Below are 20958 nucleotides of genomic sequence, written 5' to 3' on the forward strand. Positions count from 1 at the left end.
ATCTCCGCGCCTTTCAACTTTTGCAATCACGCTGGTCGCCATGCTCTCAACCCTGATCGTCGTCCTGCCCGTGTTTGCCCTGATTTTCTCAGGTTGGCTGGCGTTCAGGCTAAAAATATTAGGCCCACATGCAATTGCAGAACTCAACCGCTTCGTCGTCTATCTCGCACTGCCCGCCCTGCTTTTCGACATCATGGCCAACACGCATGGTGGCGATTTGTGGCAACCGGGCTTCATCGGCGCTTTTCTGCTTGGCAGCGCCGTGGCCTTTGCCCTGCCCTTCATCATCCGCCTGCGCGGTAAACAGCCGCTTGCAGACAGCGCCATCGATGGCCTTAACGCCGCCTATCCCAATACAGGCTATATGGGCATTCCGCTATCGATGATTGCATTTGGTTCAGGCGTTCTCGCTGCGACCACAATCACGATCATCATCACCGTTTGCGTGACCTTCGCTTTTGCCATTGTCCTGATCGAAATAGGCCTGCAAACCGAGAAGAAGCCGCTTCATCTTGCCCGGAAGGTTACGCACTCGCTGATCCGCAATCCGTTGCTCGTCGCACCGTTCCTCGGAATGCTGGTGCCTGTAACCGGCTTTGCCATTCCCGCACCTGCTGAAACATTTCTGAAGATGTTAGGCGGCGCTGCCTCTCCATGCGCACTTGTTGCACTCGGGCTTTTCCTTGCCCAGCCGCGAAAGGTTGAGCGCGAAAGCATCAATGCCATCGCTTTTCTTGTTTCGGTCAAGCTGGTGGTCATGCCGCTCGCCACATGGCTGCTTGCTGTTTATGTGTTTCAACTGCCATCACATCTGGCACAGAGTGTGACCTTGCTGGCAGCCCTGCCCGCTGGCACCGGTCCCTTCATGCTGGCCGAACATTATCGTCGTGAGGCCGCAATTACGTCGAATGTCATTCTCTATTCGACAACGATTTCGGTCGTGACTCTGTCCGTTTTCCTTGCCTTTATCAGCTAAAACATACCCGACACTGGGTCAAAGCCACCTCCAAAATTGGCGGTTTCGTGGCATTTTCATGAAATGTGAACAAACTTTTACAGTTAAAAATTTCAATGACTTAGGTGGTAAACAGAAGGTTTTTTCCACGATCACCACATATTGCAGTGAGAAATGTTCTTTTGTTTAAGGCCTTTTGCGCTTAGATTCAGGATCTCTACCAGCGCGCATTCGACCTCGTCGGATGCATAAAAGGAGACAGACCAATGGGACTCACGCGATCTTTGAATGTCCTCATGATCTGTGCAGCATTTGCATTTGTTGCAGCGTTGATAGCAGGCGTCATTCCCTGATTAGGAATAGCCTAAGCCATTAGAAGACCTTGGTTTTGAGGATAAATCAATTCTTCTCATCTGAAAGAAAAGCCCGGTTTTAAACCGGGCTTTTCACGTTTCAGGCCATTTGCAATGAAGTTTCTGTTTTAGGCCGAATGCCAATCATGTGGCAGATGGCATAAGGAAGATCAGCCCTGTTCATCGTGTAGAAATGGAAATCCTGCACGCCACGCTCGATCAGATCCATCACCTGTTCGGCAGCAATGGCGGCTGCAACGAGCTGGTGCGTCTGCGCATCGTTTTCCAGACCATCGAAGCGCTCCGCCAGCCATGTCGGAATATGCGTTGCAGAACGTGCACAAAAATTGCGAACCTGCTTGAAATTATGCACGGGCAGAACACCCGGAACAATCGGAATATAGATGCCCGCACGGCGCACGCGTTCGACATAACGCTCATAAAGATCATTATCGAAGAAGAACTGCGTGATGGCGCGCGTTGCGCCATTGTCGACCTTACGCTTGAGCATATCGATATCTGTGGCGAAATCCGGGCTTTCGGGATGCTTTTCCGGATAGGCCGAAACCGAAATATCGAAATCGGCAAGCTTGCGTAAACCGCCAACCAGCTCGGCGCCATTCTGATAGCCGCCCGGTGTGGGAACATATTTCTCACCAATACCGGCAGCCGGATCGCCACGCAACGCTACAAAGCGATTAACACCAAGTTCTGCGAATTCCTGCGCAACACGATCAACCTCCTCGCGGGTCGCATCCACACAGGTGAGATGGGCCGCAGGCTTGATATCCGTCTCTTTCAGAATGCGCGCAACCGTGCGGATCGTGCGCTCCCGCGTCGACCCGCCCGCACCGTAAGTCACGGAGACAAATTCCGGCTTGAGCGGCGCAAGCCGCGTTACCGTTTCCCACAGGCGCTGTTCCATTTCTTCCGACTTGGGCGGAAAGAATTCAAACGATACCCGTGTGGTCTGGCCAATGTCAGATCGGCGTGAAAGACCGTAAAAGCCCATTAAACTGTCTCCGTCATGCTTATATTCTGTGGTGCCGGATCGGCGATCAGCAGGCGTGGGTCGCGGCCAAGCCACAGCTTGACTGTCAATCCATCGTCACCATTGGCAACCTTCGGCCCCAGGGTGCGCGTTTCTGCAGGCTCAAGCCCGGCTTCTTTCATCCAGCCCAGCATCTGCTCATCGCTAAACCCAAGCCGCAAATGCGCATGGTCTTCGCGCAGAAACTCAAGTTTATGCGGAGCAAAATCGACAATCAGCAGCCTTCCACCCGGACGCAGCGCACGCGCCGCCTCGCGGATTGCAGCCAACGGATCATCAAGAAAATGCAGCACCTGATGGATTGTCACCAAGTCAAAATTCTCGCGCTCAACAGGCAATGCATAAACATCGCCCTGCCTTACCTGCGCATTGTTCACCGATCCGAGATCAAGATTGGCGCGCGCCACGGCAAGCATGTCACGATTGATATCGATGCCAAGACCACGCGCATAAAGCGGTGAGAACAGCTCCAGCAGACGGCCAGTACCCGTGCCGACATCAAGCATAGACTGAAACGGTTTGTCGCCCACAATGGTTTTGAGTGCTGCTTCAACCGCATTTTCAGGAACATGCAGCTTACGGATTTCATCCCAACTGCCAGCATTGGCACTGAAATAGGCCGCAGCCTTTTCCTGACGATTGGATTTGACCTGTGATAGGCGCTCCAGATCGCGTTCAATAAGCGTATCCGCAGCATCAAGTTTCAACAAGAGATTGCGCGCAACCTCGCCGCAAACTGCGTTATCCGAAAGTCGGAAATAGGCCCAGGCACCTTCCTGATAGCGATCGATCAGATCAGCTTCGCCAAGCAGCTTAAGATGGCGCGACACGCGCGGCTGCGACTGGCCAAGGATTGCAGTCAGGTCCGAAACAGTCAAATCGCCCCTCGAAAGAAGCGCAAGGATGCGCAGACGGCTCGGTTCAGCCACTGCTTTTAAAACATCCACCATCTGATCGAGCTGCAAGCGCAATTCGCAATCTCCACATCGCTAAACATATAAAGATATGTTTATGTGAAATTCATTTGCGGTGCAAGCAGTTTTCACGATCCCATACACAGCAAAACTGTCATAGTGTTCGCGTAGCCGTTTGAGCAGAATGACAGCTGGGTTATGATTACATCGAATCTTGCTGCAAGCAGGAAAGGATGACCGCCATGGGTGCAAGCACAGAACGCCAGAAGGCTGTTGCAAAATCGCTTACGCTTTTGCTTCCTGCGGTTCCTTATTCGGATTCAGAACCAATTCGTGCGGCAGCCCTTGCGCCGCATATGAAATCGCTCCCGCCTTCAATTGCAGTATGGCTGGCAACAGTGGCACATGTCCGCCATGCCCATACCGACTATGACGCGCTGCGTGATGACGGTTACGACAAAGATTCAGCACGTTTCTTTGTGCTTGATGAGATCAATAAAAAGCTGACCGAATGGCGCGCCACACGGCTCGTTACCGCAGATGAAGACGAAAAGGTCGATCTGTAAAATCCGCCTGCCTATTTCTGCACAACAACAAACAGACGCGGAAAACGCAGCAGAACCCGGCCATCTTTGATTTCCGGGTAGTGCTTGTTGATCGCTGATTTATACGCACTCAGATACTGGCTTTGCTCCGCAGCATCCAGTGGATCGAGAAACGGGCGCAGACCAGCTGCCTTCACCCATTCAACAATCGCATCAACGCTTTCCAGCGGGTGATTATAAATCGTGTGCCAGATATCGATGCGCGACGCCTGCCCTGCAAAGGCATTGTAAAATTCTGACACAGGCGGCAGAGGCGCTCTTCCTGTCCTGCCAATTTTATCATTGAAGGCTTCCGATTGCGCAACCTCCCGCATGGCCACATGCACTGGCTCCATCATATTGTCGGGCATCTGAACTGCCAGAAAGGCACCAGGCTGCAAAAGCGATACAAGCCGTCTCATTTTAGCAACGGGATCAGCAAACCACTGAAAGACCGCATTGGAAAACAGCACATCCGTCTGCGCATCCGGCGCGTAACGCGTTGCATCAGCGACCGAAAACTCGACCTCTGGGAGACGCGCCCTCGCCTTTTCGATCATATCCGGCGAGGTATCAAAGCCGGAAACATGCGCGCTGGGCCAGCGATTAACCAGAAGCCCGGTAGAATTTCCTGGACCGCAACCAATATCGACCACCTTGCGCGGGTTATCGATTTTAATCTGCGCAAGAAGATCAGCCGCAGGACGGCTCCGTTCATCTTCAAACTTCAAATATTGCTTTGCGGACCAGTCTTTCATTTGCAAACTCCATACAGCAAAAAGGCCGGTGCGATGCACCGGCCTTTGAGTTTTTAGCGTGTCAGCGGCTTGTAAGTCACCCGCTTTGGATTGACGCTTTCGGGTCCGAGACGACGAACCTTATCCGCTTCATAATCTTCGAAGTTACCTTCGAACCATTCGACATGGCTGTCGCCTTCGAATGCCAGAATATGCGTTGCCAGACGATCGAGGAACATACGATCGTGGGAGATGATAACAGCGCAGCCAGCGTATTTTTCGAGCGCATCTTCAAGCGCTGCCAGCGTTTCCGTATCAAGATCGTTGGTCGGTTCGTCGAGCAGCAGAACGTTCCCGCCAGCCTGCAACATCTTGGCAAGATGCACACGGTTGCGCTGACCGCCGGACAGATTACCAACCTTGGCCTGCTGATCGCCGCCCTTGAAATTGAACGCGCCGCAATAAGCGCGGGAATTCATTTCAAACTTGCCAAGCTTGATAATATCGTTGCCGCCGGAAATTTCTTCCCAGACATTCTTGTTCGGGTCGAGATGATCGCGGCTCTGATCGACATAACCAAGATGAACTGTGTCACCGATGCGGATTGAACCGGAATCCGGCTTTTCCTGACCAGTGATCATCTTGAACAGCGTCGACTTACCAGCACCGTTTGGACCGATAACACCAACGATACCACCCGGAGGCAGCTTGAAAGTGAGGTTTTCAATCAGCATACGGTCGCCAAACGATTTGGTCAGACCTTCAGCTTCAATAACCACCTGACCAAGACGCTCGCCTGCCGGGATCAGAATCTGGGCATCGCCCGGACGCTGATTGTTGGCAGCTTCAACGAGCTGATCATAAGCCTTGATACGGGCCTTGGACTTCGACTGACGCGCTTTCGGGCTTGCAGCAATCCACTGGCGCTCACGCTCAAGGGCCTTCTGACGCGAATCTTCTTCACGGCCTTCCTGAATCATACGCTTGGACTTGGCTTCCAGATAGGCAGAGTAGTTGCCTTCGTAAGGAATACCGCGACCGCGATCGAGTTCGAGAATCCAACCTGTCACATTGTCAAGGAAGTAGCGATCATGCGTGATGAGAAGAACTGCGCCTTCATATTCACGTAAGTGCTTTTCCAGCCAAGCAGTGGTTTCAGCGTCAAGGTGGTTGGTCGGCTCGTCAAGCAGCAGCAAATCAGGCTTTGACAGAAGCAGCTTGCAAAGCGCAACACGGCGACGCTCACCACCAGAGAGAGTTGTAACATCGGCATCCGCTGGCGGGCAGCGCAATGCTTCCATCGCCATTTCAACCTGACTATCCAGATCCCACAGATTCTGGCTGTCGATGACATCCTGAAGTGCGGCGCCTTCGTCGGCGGTTTCGTCGGAATAATTCATCATCAGCTCGTTGTAACGGTCGAGAATAGCCGTCTTCGCGGCCACACCTTCCATCACATTGCCAAGAACGTTTTTTTCCGGATCAAGATGCGGTTCCTGCGCGAGATAGCCGCACGTTGCACCCTCAGCGAGCCAGGCCTCACCCGTATAATCCTTGTCGAGACCAGCCATGATCTTGAGGATCGTCGATTTACCGGCACCATTTGGACCAAGGATACCGATCTTCGCATCTGGATAGAATGACAGATGAAGGTTTTCGATAACCTTCTTTGCACCGTAGGCCTTGTTCAGCCCGGACATATGATAAATGAATTGGCGTGCCATAAAGCGCGTCGTCTCCACGAGTTAGAGAGCGTGAACGGCCATTTGCCGAACCGCAAGGAAAAATTCTGCTGGGTATGTAGGCGAAATAGCGCGCGGAAGCAAATATCATCGCGCAAAGTCGACATGGAAATGTGCTTGAATAAAATGAAACCGGGCGCGGATATTTCCGTCACCCGGTTTCCCCTCTGGCCACCACTCGGGAAAGTATCCTCCCTTTCACCGAACGGCCTGCTAGTTATGCCTTAAAGACTGAAATTCGACGCCTCTGAATTCTCTTCAAAACCCAGCCCACATCCCCTAATTAGGACAGATTTGCCTAGGATTTTGCGGTTTTCAAGCGAAATTTACTCGAAAATTGTAAATGCCTAAAATTAGTTCATTCAACCTCTGGATGCCTTTTTAAACGACACCACCAAAAGAGAATTTGACTATTTGCGCGGCATAAATTCTGATGACCTAATGACATTTCAAACCATCAAACGCTTGCAGCTCTCAGACGGAACCGAACTCCCATATCGGGAGGCGCTGGCTGCCCGGCCAAAAGCCGCCATACAAATCTGCCATGGATTGGCCGAACATTCCGCTCGTTATGCGCGCTTCGCCGAAGCGCTCAATCAGGCGGGCTATCATGTTTACGCCCATGATCATCGTGGGCACGGCGCCAATATAGGCTTCCATGCGCCACGAGGAATGTTTGCGCCCAAAGACGGCGATAGAGTGTCTATCGGGGATGTTCTGGCACTCAACTATCATATTCATGCAGCGCATCCCGGCGTGCCGGTGGTATTATTTGGGCACTCCATGGGGGGCTTGATCGCGCTGAATTACGCGCTTGCGCATTCGGATACGATTGATGCAGTTGCCGTCTGGAACTCTAATTTCAATGGCGGCATTGAGAATAGTGCCGCAAAGGCAATCCTTTATGCAGAGCGCATGTTGAAAGGCTCCGACGTCCCAAGCACGATCTTGCCGAAACTGACGTTCCGGGCGTGGGGAAACGCGATTCCCGACCATCGGACCGCTTTCGACTGGCTGTCTCGCGATCCGGCTGAGGTCGAAGCCTATATCCGTGATCCGCTCTGTGGCTTTGATCCAACCATTGCATTGTGGATCGACATATTCCGCATGATGAAAACGGGAGCGACAAACAGTCCTTTTGCAAATATGCGCAAAGAGCTGCCATTCAACCTCGTTGGCGGCATGCAGGACCCTGCAACCGACAAAGCCAAAGCCACGCGCAAACTGGCCGACAGGATGAAAGCCATGGGCTTTAAGAATATTACCTGCACTCTCTATCCTGAAACCCGTCATGAAGGTCTGAACGACATCAACCGGGATGACGTGACGCAAAATTTTCTGGATTGGCTCGCAGAGGTACTTCCGTCTTCCCCCATCTCAGAGTAAAAGCGGCGCACACAAATATCCAGTCTAGCTCACAATTTTTTGAAACGCTTGGTTTACCCGGCAATCAATGTTATGGAGCCCGCCTTGCGCGCCACAGGGCCCCTAGACTGAGATATTAGCAACGATTTGACGGAAAATGCGCAAGGAATGAAGGAAACTCCGCTTGGCAACACCAACGATTTCAGTGGTCATCCCCTGTCGCAATGAAGCTGACAACCTTGCTTTCCTGCTTGATGAGGTTGACAGCGCCATGCTGGGCCGCGCGTATGAAGTGATTGTCGTTGACGATGGCTCGACAGATTCCACCAGCGATGTACTGGCAGGCCGCATCCATGCAGGCAAGCCGCTGCGCCATATCCGTCATGATCGCTCCTCCGGGCAAAGCGCTGCTTTGCGATCCGGCGTTTTCGCGGCCCGCGGCCAGATTGTTGTGACAATGGATGGCGATGGGCAGAACAACCCGGCCTATCTGCCAGCGCTCGCAGATGCTTTGATCAATGCTGGCCCCGCTTTTGGTATCGCCGCCGGTCAGCGCCTCAAGCGCACGGATACCAAGCTCAAGCAGCTTTCTTCGCGCTTTGCCAACAATCTGCGCGGCGCGATCCTGAAAGACAAGACGCGCGATTCCGGTTGTGGACTGAAAGCCTTGCACACCGATCTGTTCCGCCAACTGCCATTTTTTGACGGCTGGCACCGTTATCTGCCAGCGCTTGCGCTGCGTGAGGGCTTTGATGTCGTGCATATCGACGTCACCGACCGCGAACGGCGTCACGGCAAATCCAATTACGGTATTCTCGACAGAGGTCTGCGCGGCATTCTCGACCTTTATGGCGTATGGTGGTTGCGCAAGCGTCGCAAGGTTGTGCCACGCGTGACGGAGATCACCCATGACTGATATTTTTAGCAGCGTGGTCCAATGGCTTCATGATGTATTCGTGGCGCAGTGGGACGGCTGGATCATTCTGGGCTTCGTTGCGCAGGCCTGCTTCACAATGCGCTTTGTCGTGCAGTGGCTGGCATCTGAAAAGGCCAAAAAAAGCGTAATGCCTGTGGCTTTCTGGTTCTTTTCGCTGGTCGGCGGCGTTTTGCTGCTCATTTACGCAATTCAGCGCAAGGATCCAGTCTTTATCGCAGGCCAAGGCTTCGGCCTGATTGTCTACATTCGCAACCTTTGGCTGATTGCGAATGAGAAAAAGAGGCTTAGGGCAGCAAATTAATGGGCTTTTGCGGATAGCGACTGGATTTTCGACGTCCGTCCCACTGAGCGATAATCAAGCCCCGTCTCAGCAATGTCTTCGGCTTTGTAGACATTGCGCAGATCAATCAAAACATTACCATCCATCACACCGCGCAATCGCTTGAGATCGAGGGCGCGGTAGGCATTCCATTCGGTCAGCAGCGCTACAACGCCTGCACCTTCTGCGGCCTCATAGGCAGAGCCGCACCAGACCACATCGGGCAATACGGATCTTGCAGCATCCATTGCCTCAGGATCGTGTGCGCGCACGGTAATACCCGCCTTCTGAATCGCTGCAATAATATCCAGCGATGGCGATTCACGAATATCATCTGTATTCGGCTTGAAAGCGACCCCCAACACCGCAACAGTCTTCGTTCCGCTCTCATGGGCCGCGGCAACAATACGCTCTGCCATTGATTGCTTGCGCGCCTCATTGACTGCAATCACTTCTTCGATCAGCGACTGCGGTGCGCCATATTTCTTGCCGGTCGCGGCAAAGGCACGTGTATCTTTTGGAAAACACGAGCCGCCAAAGCCCGGCCCCGCATGCAGAAATTTTGAGCCAATGCGATTATCCATGCCGATGGCACGCGCAACTTCCTGCACGTTACCGCCGGTCTTTTCGCAAAGGTCGGCCACCTGATTGATGAATGTGACCTTCATCGCAAGAAAGGCATTGGCGGCATATTTGATGATTTCAGCATTTTCCAGCGACGTGATCACCATTGGCGTTTCACGTATATAAAGCGGCCGGTAAAGCCGCTGCATGGCCGCCTTGCCACGCTCATCATCAACGCCGACGACGACGCGATCAGGCCGCATAAAATCTTCAATTGCCGAGCCTTCGCGCAGGAATTCCGGATTTGAAACCATAGAGAATTCAACACCCGGACGCGCAGCCGCAATGCGATCACGAATGCGCGCATTGGTGCCGACAACGACTGTCGACTTAATGACAACCACCGCTCCCGGCTTCATAGCGGCGGCAATTTCATCGGCAGCAGCTTCAATATATTGCAAATCAGCCTCGCCATCGCCGCGCCGTGACGGAGTGCCAACGGCGATCAGGATCACATCGGCATCGGCGACGCTTGTCGCCAAATCGGTACTGAATTCAAGCCGACCGTCACGAATATTACGCCCCATAAGCTCATCAAGCCCCGGTTCGAAAATCGTAACCTTGCCCGCAGTGAGCCGCTCGATGATAGACGGATTCTTGTCGACACAGGTGACGTGAAAGCCGAATTCGGCAAAACACACCCCCGACACCAGACCCACATAGCCCGTTCCGATCATCGCCAGCTTCATATGTTCAGTCCTTTAGTTGAGCTCAGAGCCATTTATCATAGTCTGACACCAAAAGGTGCAATGGCTGTTCGTTTTCCTCAATATTGGAAAAACGTCCGATCGGCTCGCGGAAAATATTATCCGTCAGGTCGTCGTTGACGGTCGAAACTTCTCCGATCAGCACGTCGCCCCCCTCACCCCAGAACGCGTGCCAGTTACCCGGCAAAAGCGTGACACTTTCGCCAGGGCTGAGCTTGAGATGCGCACCAGCCTTTTGCGTCACAAGGCGGCCATCGGTGGCAACCGTTACATCACTTTCTTCATCAACGCTGCCATCCGCGCGCGAATTGAAGAGTTCGAGAACCAGCGTACCACCACCACGATTGATGATGTCTTCTGCTTTGACCACATGGCGATGCATCGGCGAAATCTGATTCTTGCGCGAGATCATGATCTTTTCAGCATAGAGCATTCCACCGCCGCGCTTGAGGTCTTCAGCATTGCCATTGCGCGTCGTGAACAAAAACAATCCAAGATCAGCAAATTTTCCCTGACCGTAATCCGTAATGTCCCAGCCAAGACGCCCATCGCGAATGGCCTTTGCGTCGCTTGAAGTGCGCGTTTTCAACTCTTCTGGTGACCAGTAAGCGAAGGGAGGCATGATGTAGCCAAAAGAACGAATGAAAGCGTCGCTTTCGCGGATAATCTCGTTAACTTCAGAACGTTTCATGGCCTCTAAGCCTCCCATAGAATGAAACCGGATATATTTCGCAGTTTGGTAACTGCCTTTGAGTGCTCTTGGCAATCCCACACGCACACACCCCACACATTTGCAAACTGCTGCGCGTCATTTTGACGTGTCGTCTTTACGCGAAAATCATGTCGCATCCCAATGCGCGTTTAGAACATTTCAATGATTGAATCATGACAACGGAAGTCAGTTTGAACATGATCGCATGAGCAGGCAAGCCATTGAGATAATGGGAAACCTGTTCTTCCAGAAGACAACGGGAACATTCCACCGGGCATGCGTCGCTGAGAGAACAGCGCCTGCAGGCTCATGATGATGGACACAGAGGGTTCAATACTATGGACGTTCGCAACGAAATGCTGGGGCTTTTGACCGGGCGCGACCCAAATTTCAGCCTTGAGCAGAAGTTTTACACGGATCCCGATTTTTACAAGCTGGACTTGGAAAACGTCTTCTATCGCGACTGGCTGTTTGTCGGCCACGATTGCGAGCTACCCAAAACCGGTTCTTATATGACCGTTCAGGTGGGTGCCTATCCGGTCGTGATCGTGCGCGATGCACAGGGTGGCATCCGCGCGTTTCACAATTCCTGCCGTCATCGCGGTTCACGCATCTGTTCTGCCGAAAAAGGCACTGCAGCAAAACTCGTCTGCCCTTATCATCAGTGGACCTATGAACTTGATGGTCGCCTTCTCTTTGCGCGTCAGGTCGGTCCGGATTTCAAGCCCGCCGACTATGGTTTGAAACAGGTTCATTGCGAGAGCGTCGCTGGTTATATCTATATCTGCGTTGCTGATGAAGCACCGGATTTCAACAGCTTCCGCAGTCTCGTTGAGCCTTATCTCGCCCCGCATAACATCAAGGAAGCCAAGGTCGCCTTTGAAAGCTCAATTATCGAGAAGGGCAACTGGAAGCTCGTGTGGGAAAACAACCGTGAGTGCTATCACTGTGCGGCCAACCACCCGGAGCTTTGCCGCACCTATCCAGAAGCACCGAGTGCTACCGGCGTGCAGGGCGTTATGGAAGACCCGGAAATCAACCAGCTCTGGAAGAACTGCGCAACGATCGGTTTGCCAGCCCAATTCACCATGTCGGACGATGGCCGCTATCGCATCACCCGCATTCCACTCTTGCGCGATGCTGTAAGCTACACCATGTCGGGCAAGCCGGCAGTCAAAAAGCCACTGAGCGATAAGGTTGCTGGTAACACCAATATCGGCGCAATGCTGCTCTTCAATTATCCATCCACGTGGAACCATCTGATGGCCGACCACGCTATCTCTTTCCGCGTGCTGCCGATCAGCGCCGAAGAGACCATGGTGACAACCAAATGGCTGGTTCACAAGGATGCGGTTGAAGGCGTTGATTATGATCTCAATGAACTGACCCATGTCTGGCTTCAGACCAATGATCAGGATCGTCAGATTGTGGAAGAAAATGCGGTCGGCATTCGCTCACCCGCTTATCTGCCCGGTCCTTACTCGGTTGAGCATGAAGGGGGCGTGATGCAGTTCCTCGAATGGTACACCAACACAGTCACACCTCGCCTGAAGGGTGAAACTGCGAAACTCAGCCGCGTTGCGTAAAATAAAGCCATTGAGAAGTGAGAAGGCCATGCAGCCTCTGAAATATCTGGACGAAATGCTGCCGTGGAACGACAGGCTGCAAATGCTGCAATGCATCTCGGCCATCGAAGAAGCGCCAGACGTCATGACCTTCTCCTTCAAAACGCTGGAGGACAACTGGTTCCGCTATACACCGGGCCAGTTTGTCACCCTCGAACTGCCGATTGAACGCGCTGATGGATTGGGGCCGGTGCTGCGGACCTATACGCTGTCATCGACCCCTTCGCGGCCCTACCATATCTCGGTCACGGTCAAGGCCCAGAAGGATAGTATCGGCACCCGCTGGATGCTTGATCATCTTCGCCCGCCAATGACCATCAAAGCCTATGGCCCAAATGGTGACTTCTCGCTCGCCAATCATCCGAGCGACAAATATCTTTTCATCTCGGCTGGCTCCGGCATCACACCAATGGTGTCCATGACGCGCTGGCTATTTGATTGTGCACCGACAAGCGATGTTGCTTTCATCAATTGCGCACGCACGCCCGACGACATTATTTTCCGCAAGGAGCTCGAACTGCTTTCAGGGCGCATGGAGGCCATGCGCCTTGCCTTTATCGTTGAACAATCCTCAGCCCGCCATGTCTGGCCCGGCCTACACGGGCGCATTGACCGCGCCCGACTGGAACTGCTGGCACCTGATTTCATGCAGCGCGAAGTATTTTGCTGCGGGCCTGAGCCATTCATGAATGGTGTGCGGGGCCTTTTGGAGCAATCAGGCTTCAATATGGCCAATTATCATCAGGAGAGCTTTCAGCCTGCGACCGAAATCTCGTCGGTGCCAGTACCATCCGCTCTTGCTGTCGATACCCCAACCGCCCCTACCGCGCCCGCTGTTGCCCCGGCAAGCATTGTCTTCAGCCTGTCGGGCGTTGAAGTCGAATGCACCGAAAACGACACGATCCTGCTCGCAGCGCGCAATGGCGGGCTTAAAATTCCGAGTGCCTGCGAGTTCGGCATCTGCGGCACCTGCAAAGTCAAATGCATCGCTGGCGAAACCGAAATGAACCACAATGGCGGCATTCGTGATGACGAAGTGGCGGAAGGTTACATTCTTGCCTGTTGCAGCCGTCCGCGTGGTCGTGTCGAGATTGATGCCTGAACGACTTGACGGACCAAACCACATAGCGCACCACTATGCCGTTAAATTCAATGGAGTGCCTTATGATTGGTCATGCCCTTCTGGTTATCGATGTTCAGAACGATTTCTGTCCCGGTGGTGCGCTGGCTGTTGATAAAGGTGATGAAATTCTACCTGCAATCAACCGGCTGATTGATGAGAGCGAACATGTCATTCTAACACAGGACTGGCATCCGGCCGGCCATTCCAGCTTCGCCTCCAGCCACCCCGGAAAAAAGGCTTATGATAATGTTGAGATGGCTTATGGGCCACAAACATTATGGCCTGACCACTGCATTCAAGGCACCCATGGCGCTGATTTTCATCCCGATCTGCAACGGGACCGCGCGCAGCTTGTCATCCGCAAGGGCTTTCGTGTGGGAGTGGACAGCTATTCAGCTTTTTATGAAAACGACCGTCAAACACCAACCGGACTTGCGGGATATCTGCGTGACCGCAATATCGCATCATTGACACTTGCGGGACTTGCAACCGACTTCTGCGTCGCCTTTTCGGCCCTGGATGCCGTATCACATGGATTTCAGGTGCGTGTCCGGCTTGATGCCTGCCGCGGCATTGATATTGGCGGCTCAATGAATGCGATGCTTGAAAAAATGCAAAAGGCAGGTGTTGAACTCATCAACGAACCCACCCTTGCATCGCATTTCATCTGATTATTTTTCGATCTCGCCATCCGGCAAAACGACATAAATCAGCACGGCAATGATGGTGATAAAGAAGCGGAATGCAGATTCGATGCCGTTCCAGGTTGACGACATCCACATGCCGAACCATTCGCCACCAATCGACATAAAGCCAACCTGCCAGACGAGGAAACCAAGCGAGAGCCCACCAATGGCCCACTTCTTGGAACGGTTGAAGCTTTGTGCATCACCGCTCAAACGGCCACACATGGCAAAAGCACCGATCCAGCAGAGAATTGCAGTCAACGTTTCTGCTGCAATAATCATGATATAGGCGGCATTGTGCAGGAAATTGCTTTCAATCGCCCGATACTTGATTGTTGCATCCGGGAAGATCGTATCCATCAGAAGCACGTGCTGAACGAAGGCAAAATTGCTGCCGTAATCAGTGATATTGCCGAAAGAAACGAGTGTTGCAAAAAAAGCAATCGCCGCGACAAAGACGGTTTTGCTTAAACGGGTGACGACCATGGAAAACCCCTCTCCAAAAAAGTCGTAGCCACAGCCTTTTTGAAGCTGACAGCTTATGAAGATACGCTCAGACGGGCCATACCGTGAGTGGAGCAACGCTTGCCAACTCTTTTGATTCGGTCAACAAAAAAGGCGGCAATTGCCGCCTTTTATCGCTATTTATCATTCGCAACTCATTGAAGGGCTGTCTCGTCAGCCTCTTTCTGCCATTCAGGGTTTTTCTTGTTATAACGGATTGAGGATATGAAGGAGAGACCAATCAAAACTGCACCGATAAGACCAGTAATAACTTCCGGAATATGGTAGAGTGTCTGTACATACATGATCACTGCCAGCACCAGAATGGCGTAAAATGCGCCGTGCTCCAGATAGCGATACTGGCCGAGCGTCTTACGCTCCACCAACATAATGGTGAGCGAGCGCACATAAAACGCACCAATACCAAGACCAATCGCAATCACAAACAGGTTCGTCGTCAGCGCAAAGGCACCGATGACACCGTCGAACGAGAAGCTGGCATCAAGCACTTCCAGATAGATGAACGCGCCAAGCCCACCCCGGTGAACCATGTCCACCTGCTCCTGTGAAGCATCAAGAACAGCACCCAGCCCCTCAACCGCAAGGAAGGTCAGCAAACCAAACAGCGCAGCCACAAGGAAAGTGTGCGAGTGTTCGGCATCAAGCTGGTAGGAGAAAAACAGGATAAGTGCGACGGCAACACCAATCTCGATCCCCTGAACCGAAGCAAACTTCGACATGCGGCTCTCAATGGCCTTGACCCAATGCACGTCCTTCTCGACATCGAAAAAGTATTTCATGCCAACCATCATGAGGAATGTGCCACCAAAGGCGGCAATGCCCGTGTGAGATTCGGCAATCACCCGCGCATATTCATCCGGTTGCCAGATAGCAAGTTTGAGTGCGGAAAGAGGGTCTGTCCACATAGCAACTGCGACAATGGCAAGCGGGAAGATGATACGCATGCCAAAGACAGCAATCACAATGCCCCATGTCAGAAATCGATGCTGCCACTTCGGCGTCATGTCGCGCAGGATACGCGCGTTTACAATAGCATTGTCAAAGGATAGCGAGATTTCCAGAACACTGAGCACCGCGCAGATGATAAAAACGGAAATCATGCCACCGACCGTGCCCGTCATCGAATATCCGAGCCAGAGCGCGCCGAGAAAGCCTATGACCGTAAAAACGGCAGGCCAGATAAAATATTTATAAGTGGTCATCGCAAACCATTTGATTATGTGTTGATAAGACAGGTCGACATATCAACCTGAAAAGAAGCCAAGCCAACGGTGCCCCTCCTGCGGCGCAACGCTTATGTAAGAAACGTGCGCTCCGCGAACAAGCAAGACTGTGGTCAAATTTTGTTCACGAAAAAACGCAATATTCAAAATTACGTGATCGATTGATCATCCACCACGAATCCATCAAAAAGTCACATAGCAATTTCCGGGTTTTGTCATAGACTTAAATAAATCGCGTATATCTGAGATGACAAGGAATACTGCCATGATCACAGGACCACAATGTCGCGCAGCACGGGCGCTGGTGGAATTTTCGCGGGATCGTCTTGCCCAGCTATCCGGTATCGACGCGCAGGTCATCGAATATTTCGAAAGAAAAATCAATGCGCCCACTGACGAACAGAACAAGGCCCTTCAAGATACGCTCGAAAAGGTCGGAGCACAGTTCATCTGGGAGAATGGCGGCGGACTTGGCGTGAGACTGAAATTCAACCGCTCAGAATCAAAACGCATTGCAAGCCTTGAAAACGAAGGCGGCGTCTCTGGTTATGACGATGTTCCCTGATCATGAAAGGGGCGACCGTCTTGTCGCCCTACCCCCTGAAAATTAATCACTTTTCTCAAGCAGAGTTTCTACTTTCATTTTCCGTGCCGCCTCGGTTGATTGAATAATGCTGGCAACGCCCACGTAAAAACAAGCAAAATAACCCCTGCCGCTGATCGTCAATTGAGTAAAACTGTGTAACAATCGAACTTTTCAGTTTATTTACCGGCACGATTAACATATTGATGTTAATGAGCCTTTTCTGGAAATACTTTAATTTATTCTAAATTACGCTCCCGGGGGATTAGACCAAAATGAAGCTGAATTCAGGCAATGGTGGCAAGAGTTTTGCGGGTATGACTATGCGTAACATCCTTTTAGCAAGCACATTTGCCGTAATGCCAACGGCGTCTGCATTGGCGGCCGACATTATAGCGCCGGCACCTGTTCAAACAGAAATACAGGATCAACAACGCTGGCGCGTGATCTTCAGCCCTTATGTATGGGGTGCATCACTGAATGGTAATGCTGGCTTGCTCGGTCGTTCTACCACTGTGGACGTTCCTTTTAAGGATATTTTCAACAATCTCGATATGAGTTTCATGGGCAATGTCGAGATTAGCAACGGCACGTTTGGCGCTTATTTTGATGGGCAATACACCAAGACCAGCCAGGACGAAGATGTTCTCGGCAGACAGCTTGGACTGGACATTGTCTCTACAACGCTGACCGGCGGTGTTTTTTATCGTATTTATCAGCATGATCTGGATGGTCTGACCTATTTTGGCAAACAGCGCGTTTTTGCGATTGAGCCAACGGCGGGCGTTCGCTGGACGCAGCTGAAAGCAACATTGAGCGTGGGGCCTTACACCGAGTCCCGCAAGAAAGACTGGACAGATCCATTTATCGGAACACGCGTACTTTACGACATTAATGATCGCTGGAATATCGCCGCAGAAGCAGATATCGGCGGCTTTGGTGCAGGAACGAAACTGAGCGCCAATGGTCAGATTTACCTTGGCTACCGCACCAAGCTGTTTGACTTACCTACAATATGGCGCGTCGGCTATCGTGCGCTTCATCAAAATTACCGCGACAACGATACGCGTGAAAAGTTCAAATATGATGTGACGCAGCATGGGCCAGTGGTTGGTTTTTCAGTTGTGTTCTAAGCTGAAAAAACCCGGACCAATAGGAAGCCGCCTGTGATAACAGGCGGCTTTTTGTTTAGAAAGAAATAAGCACATCCCTATTTCGTCCTTGCAACATATTCCTTTCTGGCTTCAACTAAGGCCTTATAGGGCTGGGACTTGGCTTTCTGATTGTTCACAAAGGCTGCCCGTCCTGACATATCTCAAGCAATGAGAAACGGATGTCTCTGATTTTTGAACTTTCAGTCTATGCTTCTTTCATCATCTTTTTACTGCTGGGGGTGTGTTTCTACGCTATGGGCCATATTGCGCTCCACCTGCTTTCCCAGCATGCAAACCATGATGTGTTGTCCGTACCAATCGGTGCATTCATAAGCACAATCGCAACGGCATGGGCATTATCGCTGGGGTTTGTTGCCGCCGATATCTGGACCGCAAACTCCAAAGCGGACCAAGCCACCAGTGAAGAAAGATCATCGATTTCACGACTTGTTGGCGCCGCAAGCCCCGATATTCTCAATGTACCTGCCTTGCGCAGCGCGCTTGTCGATTATCGCGATGCAGTCGTGAAAGACGAATGGCTGAAACACAGCAATATCGAGCCGGCAGTAGCGGTCGAAATCGCATTGCAGAACATCCGCCGCGAGATTGTCGACCTCGCACGAACGGATATTCCGACACCCATCATTTCGCAGCTCGTCCATGATTTCGATGAATTGCAGGACGCGCGCAATACGCGCTTGTCCGTAGGGTCGACCTCTGTCGATATGTATAAATGGTATATGCTGCTGTTTCTGACGATCCTCACGGCCATCACCATCGCAGCCACCCATGCAGATAGAGTGGTAGCTGGCATCAAATCCTTGATTATCTATTCAACCACCGCTGCATTTTGTCTGTGGATCTTGGCAATCCATGCCAACCCCTATCAGGGAATTGAGCGCATACAACCCTCACTGTTGTTCACAAACCATAAGCTGGGATAATCCGCCATCATTACATGCTTCCCAAATAGCCGCCATTTAAGGCCATTGATGCTAGCGATCGGCGCAACAGTTTTGTTCGCAGCCATTCCGCAGGCCAATGCTGCAACTTTTCGGGTTTGCCACGGCTATGACTGCTCCTATAAAACCAAAGTCATCCTCACTGCGAAGGACTTGAGCCGCATTGAGCGCCTGTTGCGGCAAGGCGCTCAATCCCCTGCCGACGAGCGCAAGGCGCTGCGGCAAGCCGTGGCACTTTTTGAGGAGCGCAGCACACTCACAATCGGAGTGCGTGACAAGCCACGCATGCAGTTTGGTCGGGCACGCATCAAGGGGCAAATGGATTGTGTTGACGAATCAACGAATACAGACAACTTTATCCGCTATCTTCATTCTCGCGGTTGGCTGAAATATCATCAGCCCGCACGCAAAACGACGCGTGGCAGTTTCTTTGATGGCCGCTATCCACATTGGACAGCCGTCATTGAGGACAACAGCGGTGTGAAGTGGGTGGTAGACTCTTGGTTTGAAGCAGGCGGCTGCCTGCCAGACATCATGCCTTTGAGCGAATGGAAACGCCGTGGCTATGGCGGCGAACGATGAAAACTCATGAACATGTGAACGAAGTACCATTTGAAAAGCAGGGGGTTATCAATGTCTATTCTGAAAAAATCATTTACAGCCGCATGCACCAGCGTGCTCGTCGCTGCCAGCATGCTGGCGGCACCGGTCGTGGAAGCGTGCACACGCGTGGTCTATCTTGGCGCCGATGATCAAATCATCACAGCACGCTCGATGGACTGGAGTGTCGATGTTGGCACCAACCTCTGGATTTTCCCGCGCGGCATGAAACGCAGCGGCGAAGCTGGTCCGAACTCCATCCAGTGGACCTCAAAATATGGCAGCGTCATCTCATCAGGCTACGATATTTCCACCACCGACGGAATGAACGAGGCCGGTCTCGTCGCCAACGTGCTATGGCTGGTTGAATCCCAATATCCTAAATATGACGGCACAGGTCCAGGGCTTTCAATCGCAGCCTGGGCGCAATATGTTCTCGATAATTTCGCCACTGTCGATGAAGCTGTCACAGCGCTGAGCGCCAATCCCTTCACAATCGTCACCGATTATGTTCCAGGCGAAAACAGGCTTGCAACACTGCATCTTGCAATATCGGATGCATCCGGCGACAGTGCAATTGTGGAATATATCGACGGCAAGCAGGTCATTCACCACAGCCCAAAATATCAGGTTCTGACCAATTCGCCGACCTTTGACGAGCAACTCGCCCTTCATTCTTACTGGACGCAGATTGGCGGCACCGTGATGCTGCCGGGCACAAACCGGGCTTCGGACCGCTTCACGCGCGCGTCATTTTATATCAATGCCGTCCCAAAAACCAGCGATGCGGTTGAATCCATCGCAAGTGTGTTCAGCGTCATCCGCAACGCTTCCGTCCCTTACGGCTTAACGACACCGGACCAGCCCAATATCTCTTCGACGCGCTGGCGCACGGTGTCTGACCAGAAACGCAAACTGTATTTCTTTGAATCAGCCCTCACGCCGAATATTTTCTGGGTTGATCTGAACACAATTGTTTTTTCTGCCGACAAGGGAAAAGTGCAGAAACTTGATCTTGGTCCTGATCAGCGCAACATTTTTTCAGGTGTTGCAAACAAGGAATTCAAGGACGCAGAACCTTTCAAGTTCCTGGGAATTTAAAGCGCGCTATGATTCAATCAAATCGAAACGCATTCTAAAACCTATCCAAAAAATCTGAACCAATTGCCTTTTCACGCGTTAACTCATCACAACAATCAGAACGGAGGAAATCCAATGGACTGGAACCGCGTAGAAGGCAATTGGAAGCAAGCAAAGGGTAAGATCAAGGAGCAGTGGGGCAAGCTCACTGATGATGATCTCGACCAGATCAACGGTCGCCGCGAACAGTTGGAAGGCAAGATTCAGGAGCGCTATGGCATCGAGAAAGACCGGGTAAAATCGGATATCGATGACTGGTATAAACACCAGAGCTGGCTCTCGTGATAACAGCGTATTGAACATAGAATAAAGCCCTGCCCTTTGGCAGGGCTTTATT

At 52.0% G+C, this 20958-nt stretch carries 22 protein-coding genes; 14 read left to right on the top strand and 8 right to left on the bottom strand.

Annotation, left to right across the window (positions count from 1 at the left end):
- Nucleotides 1–40 precede the first annotated feature (40 nt).
- Nucleotides 41–976 (top strand): AEC family transporter, encoded by a 936-nt coding sequence (locus VBH83_RS10440; protein ID WP_396997587.1) that lies wholly within the window; start codon nt 41–43, stop codon nt 974–976.
- Nucleotides 977–1408: 432 nt separating this feature from the next.
- On the opposite strand, the gene metF is transcribed toward VBH83_RS10440, so the two are convergent.
- Together metF and VBH83_RS10450 are read right to left on the bottom strand one after the other, a co-directional pair.
- Nucleotides 1409–2320 (bottom strand): methylenetetrahydrofolate reductase [NAD(P)H], encoded by a 912-nt coding sequence (gene metF / locus VBH83_RS10445; protein WP_396997589.1) that lies wholly within the window; start codon nt 2318–2320, stop codon nt 1409–1411.
- Entirely contained in the window at nt 2320–3309 is a 990-nt protein-coding gene (locus VBH83_RS10450) for an ArsR/SmtB family transcription factor (protein WP_396997628.1), read from the bottom strand. The genes metF and VBH83_RS10450 overlap by 1 nt, the downstream gene beginning before the upstream one ends.
- 206 nt (nt 3310–3515) lie before the next feature.
- Between VBH83_RS10450 and VBH83_RS10455 the strand changes: the two genes are divergently transcribed.
- Nucleotides 3516–3839 carry a DUF2293 domain-containing protein gene (locus VBH83_RS10455; protein ID WP_265985441.1) on the top strand — a complete coding sequence of 108 codons (324 nt, stop codon included), beginning with the start codon at nt 3516–3518 and terminating at the stop codon, nt 3837–3839.
- Between the two features lie 11 nt (nt 3840–3850).
- Here VBH83_RS10455 and tam read toward each other — a convergent pair whose 3' ends face one another.
- Together tam and ettA are read right to left on the bottom strand one after the other, a co-directional pair.
- Entirely contained in the window at nt 3851–4615 is a 765-nt protein-coding gene (tam, locus tag VBH83_RS10460) for a trans-aconitate 2-methyltransferase (protein ID WP_396997591.1), read from the bottom strand.
- A gap of 53 nt (nt 4616–4668) precedes the next feature.
- Nucleotides 4669–6318 (bottom strand): energy-dependent translational throttle protein EttA, encoded by a 1650-nt coding sequence (gene ettA / locus VBH83_RS10465; RefSeq protein WP_396997593.1) that lies wholly within the window; start codon nt 6316–6318, stop codon nt 4669–4671.
- A gap of 459 nt (nt 6319–6777) precedes the next feature.
- Here ettA and VBH83_RS10470 point away from each other — a divergent pair, with 459 nt between their 5' ends.
- From VBH83_RS10470 to VBH83_RS10480, 3 genes are all read left to right on the top strand, one after another.
- Complete coding sequence (locus VBH83_RS10470) at nt 6778–7722, top strand: lysophospholipase (protein ID WP_396997595.1); 945 nt, start codon at nt 6778–6780, stop codon at nt 7720–7722.
- Between the two features lie 163 nt (nt 7723–7885).
- The gene (locus VBH83_RS10475) at nt 7886–8617 is read left to right on the top strand and encodes a glycosyltransferase family 2 protein (RefSeq protein ID WP_265985445.1); all 732 of its coding nucleotides are present in this window, start codon (nt 7886–7888) and stop codon (nt 8615–8617) included.
- On the top strand, nt 8610–8939 hold the full coding sequence (locus tag VBH83_RS10480) for a lipid-A-disaccharide synthase N-terminal domain-containing protein (protein ID WP_265985446.1): 330 nt from the start codon (nt 8610–8612) through the stop codon (nt 8937–8939). Before VBH83_RS10475 ends, VBH83_RS10480 begins: the two co-directional genes overlap by 8 nt.
- Here VBH83_RS10480 and VBH83_RS10485 read toward each other — a convergent pair.
- Together VBH83_RS10485 and VBH83_RS10490 are read right to left on the bottom strand one after the other, a co-directional pair.
- Nucleotides 8936–10270: a UDP-glucose dehydrogenase family protein gene (locus tag VBH83_RS10485; protein ID WP_396997597.1), complete on the bottom strand. Its 1335-nt coding sequence runs from the start codon at nt 10268–10270 to the stop codon at nt 8936–8938. The genes VBH83_RS10480 and VBH83_RS10485 overlap by 4 nt on opposite strands.
- A gap of 22 nt (nt 10271–10292) precedes the next feature.
- Nucleotides 10293–10979, bottom strand: a complete 687-nt coding sequence (locus VBH83_RS10490; RefSeq protein WP_396997599.1) for a D-lyxose/D-mannose family sugar isomerase — start codon at nt 10977–10979, stop codon at nt 10293–10295.
- A gap of 359 nt (nt 10980–11338) precedes the next feature.
- Between VBH83_RS10490 and VBH83_RS10495 the strand changes: the two genes are divergently transcribed.
- From VBH83_RS10495 to pncA, 3 genes are all read left to right on the top strand, one after another.
- A complete protein-coding gene (locus VBH83_RS10495; protein ID WP_396997601.1) occupies nt 11339–12586 on the top strand; it encodes an aromatic ring-hydroxylating dioxygenase subunit alpha in 1248 nt (415 codons plus the stop codon).
- Nucleotides 12587–12614: 28 nt separating this feature from the next.
- Nucleotides 12615–13727: a hybrid-cluster NAD(P)-dependent oxidoreductase gene (locus VBH83_RS10500; protein ID WP_265985450.1), complete on the top strand. Its 1113-nt coding sequence runs from the start codon at nt 12615–12617 to the stop codon at nt 13725–13727.
- A gap of 62 nt (nt 13728–13789) precedes the next feature.
- The gene (gene pncA / locus VBH83_RS10505; protein ID WP_396997603.1) at nt 13790–14419 is read left to right on the top strand and encodes a bifunctional nicotinamidase/pyrazinamidase; all 630 of its coding nucleotides are present in this window, start codon (nt 13790–13792) and stop codon (nt 14417–14419) included.
- On the opposite strand, the gene VBH83_RS10510 is transcribed toward pncA, so the two are convergent.
- Both VBH83_RS10510 and VBH83_RS10515 read right to left on the bottom strand, forming a co-directional pair.
- On the bottom strand, nt 14420–14920 hold the full coding sequence (locus tag VBH83_RS10510; RefSeq protein WP_396997605.1) for a DUF2165 family protein: 501 nt from the start codon (nt 14918–14920) through the stop codon (nt 14420–14422).
- Nucleotides 14921–15093: 173 nt separating this feature from the next.
- Nucleotides 15094–16161, bottom strand: coding sequence for a DUF475 domain-containing protein (locus VBH83_RS10515; RefSeq protein ID WP_265985453.1), 1068 nt, complete (start codon nt 16159–16161; stop codon nt 15094–15096).
- 286 nt (nt 16162–16447) lie between these two features.
- On the opposite strand from VBH83_RS10515, the gene VBH83_RS10520 reads away from it, so the two are divergent.
- The 6 genes from VBH83_RS10520 (at nt 16448) to VBH83_RS10545 (ending at nt 20906) form a co-directional block, all read left to right on the top strand.
- Complete coding sequence (locus VBH83_RS10520; protein ID WP_396997607.1) at nt 16448–16747, top strand: XRE family transcriptional regulator; 300 nt, start codon at nt 16448–16450, stop codon at nt 16745–16747.
- Between the two features lie 341 nt (nt 16748–17088).
- Nucleotides 17089–17898: a hypothetical protein gene (locus tag VBH83_RS10525; protein ID WP_265985489.1), complete on the top strand. Its 810-nt coding sequence runs from the start codon at nt 17089–17091 to the stop codon at nt 17896–17898.
- A gap of 200 nt (nt 17899–18098) precedes the next feature.
- On the top strand, nt 18099–18863 hold the full coding sequence (locus tag VBH83_RS10530; RefSeq protein ID WP_396997609.1) for a hypothetical protein: 765 nt from the start codon (nt 18099–18101) through the stop codon (nt 18861–18863).
- A 48-nt stretch (nt 18864–18911) separates the two neighbouring features.
- Nucleotides 18912–19463 (top strand): hypothetical protein, encoded by a 552-nt coding sequence (locus tag VBH83_RS10535; protein WP_396997611.1) that lies wholly within the window; start codon nt 18912–18914, stop codon nt 19461–19463.
- 51 nt (nt 19464–19514) lie between these two features.
- Complete coding sequence (locus VBH83_RS10540) at nt 19515–20582, top strand: linear amide C-N hydrolase (protein ID WP_396997613.1); 1068 nt, start codon at nt 19515–19517, stop codon at nt 20580–20582.
- Nucleotides 20583–20696: 114 nt separating this feature from the next.
- On the top strand, nt 20697–20906 hold the full coding sequence (locus VBH83_RS10545; protein ID WP_265985458.1) for a CsbD family protein: 210 nt from the start codon (nt 20697–20699) through the stop codon (nt 20904–20906).
- Nucleotides 20907–20958 lie beyond the last annotated feature (52 nt).

This window comes from Ochrobactrum sp. S1502_03, from assembly GCF_044435015.1.
In the GTDB taxonomy this organism is placed as follows: domain Bacteria; phylum Pseudomonadota; class Alphaproteobacteria; order Rhizobiales; family Rhizobiaceae; genus Brucella; species Brucella chromiisoli.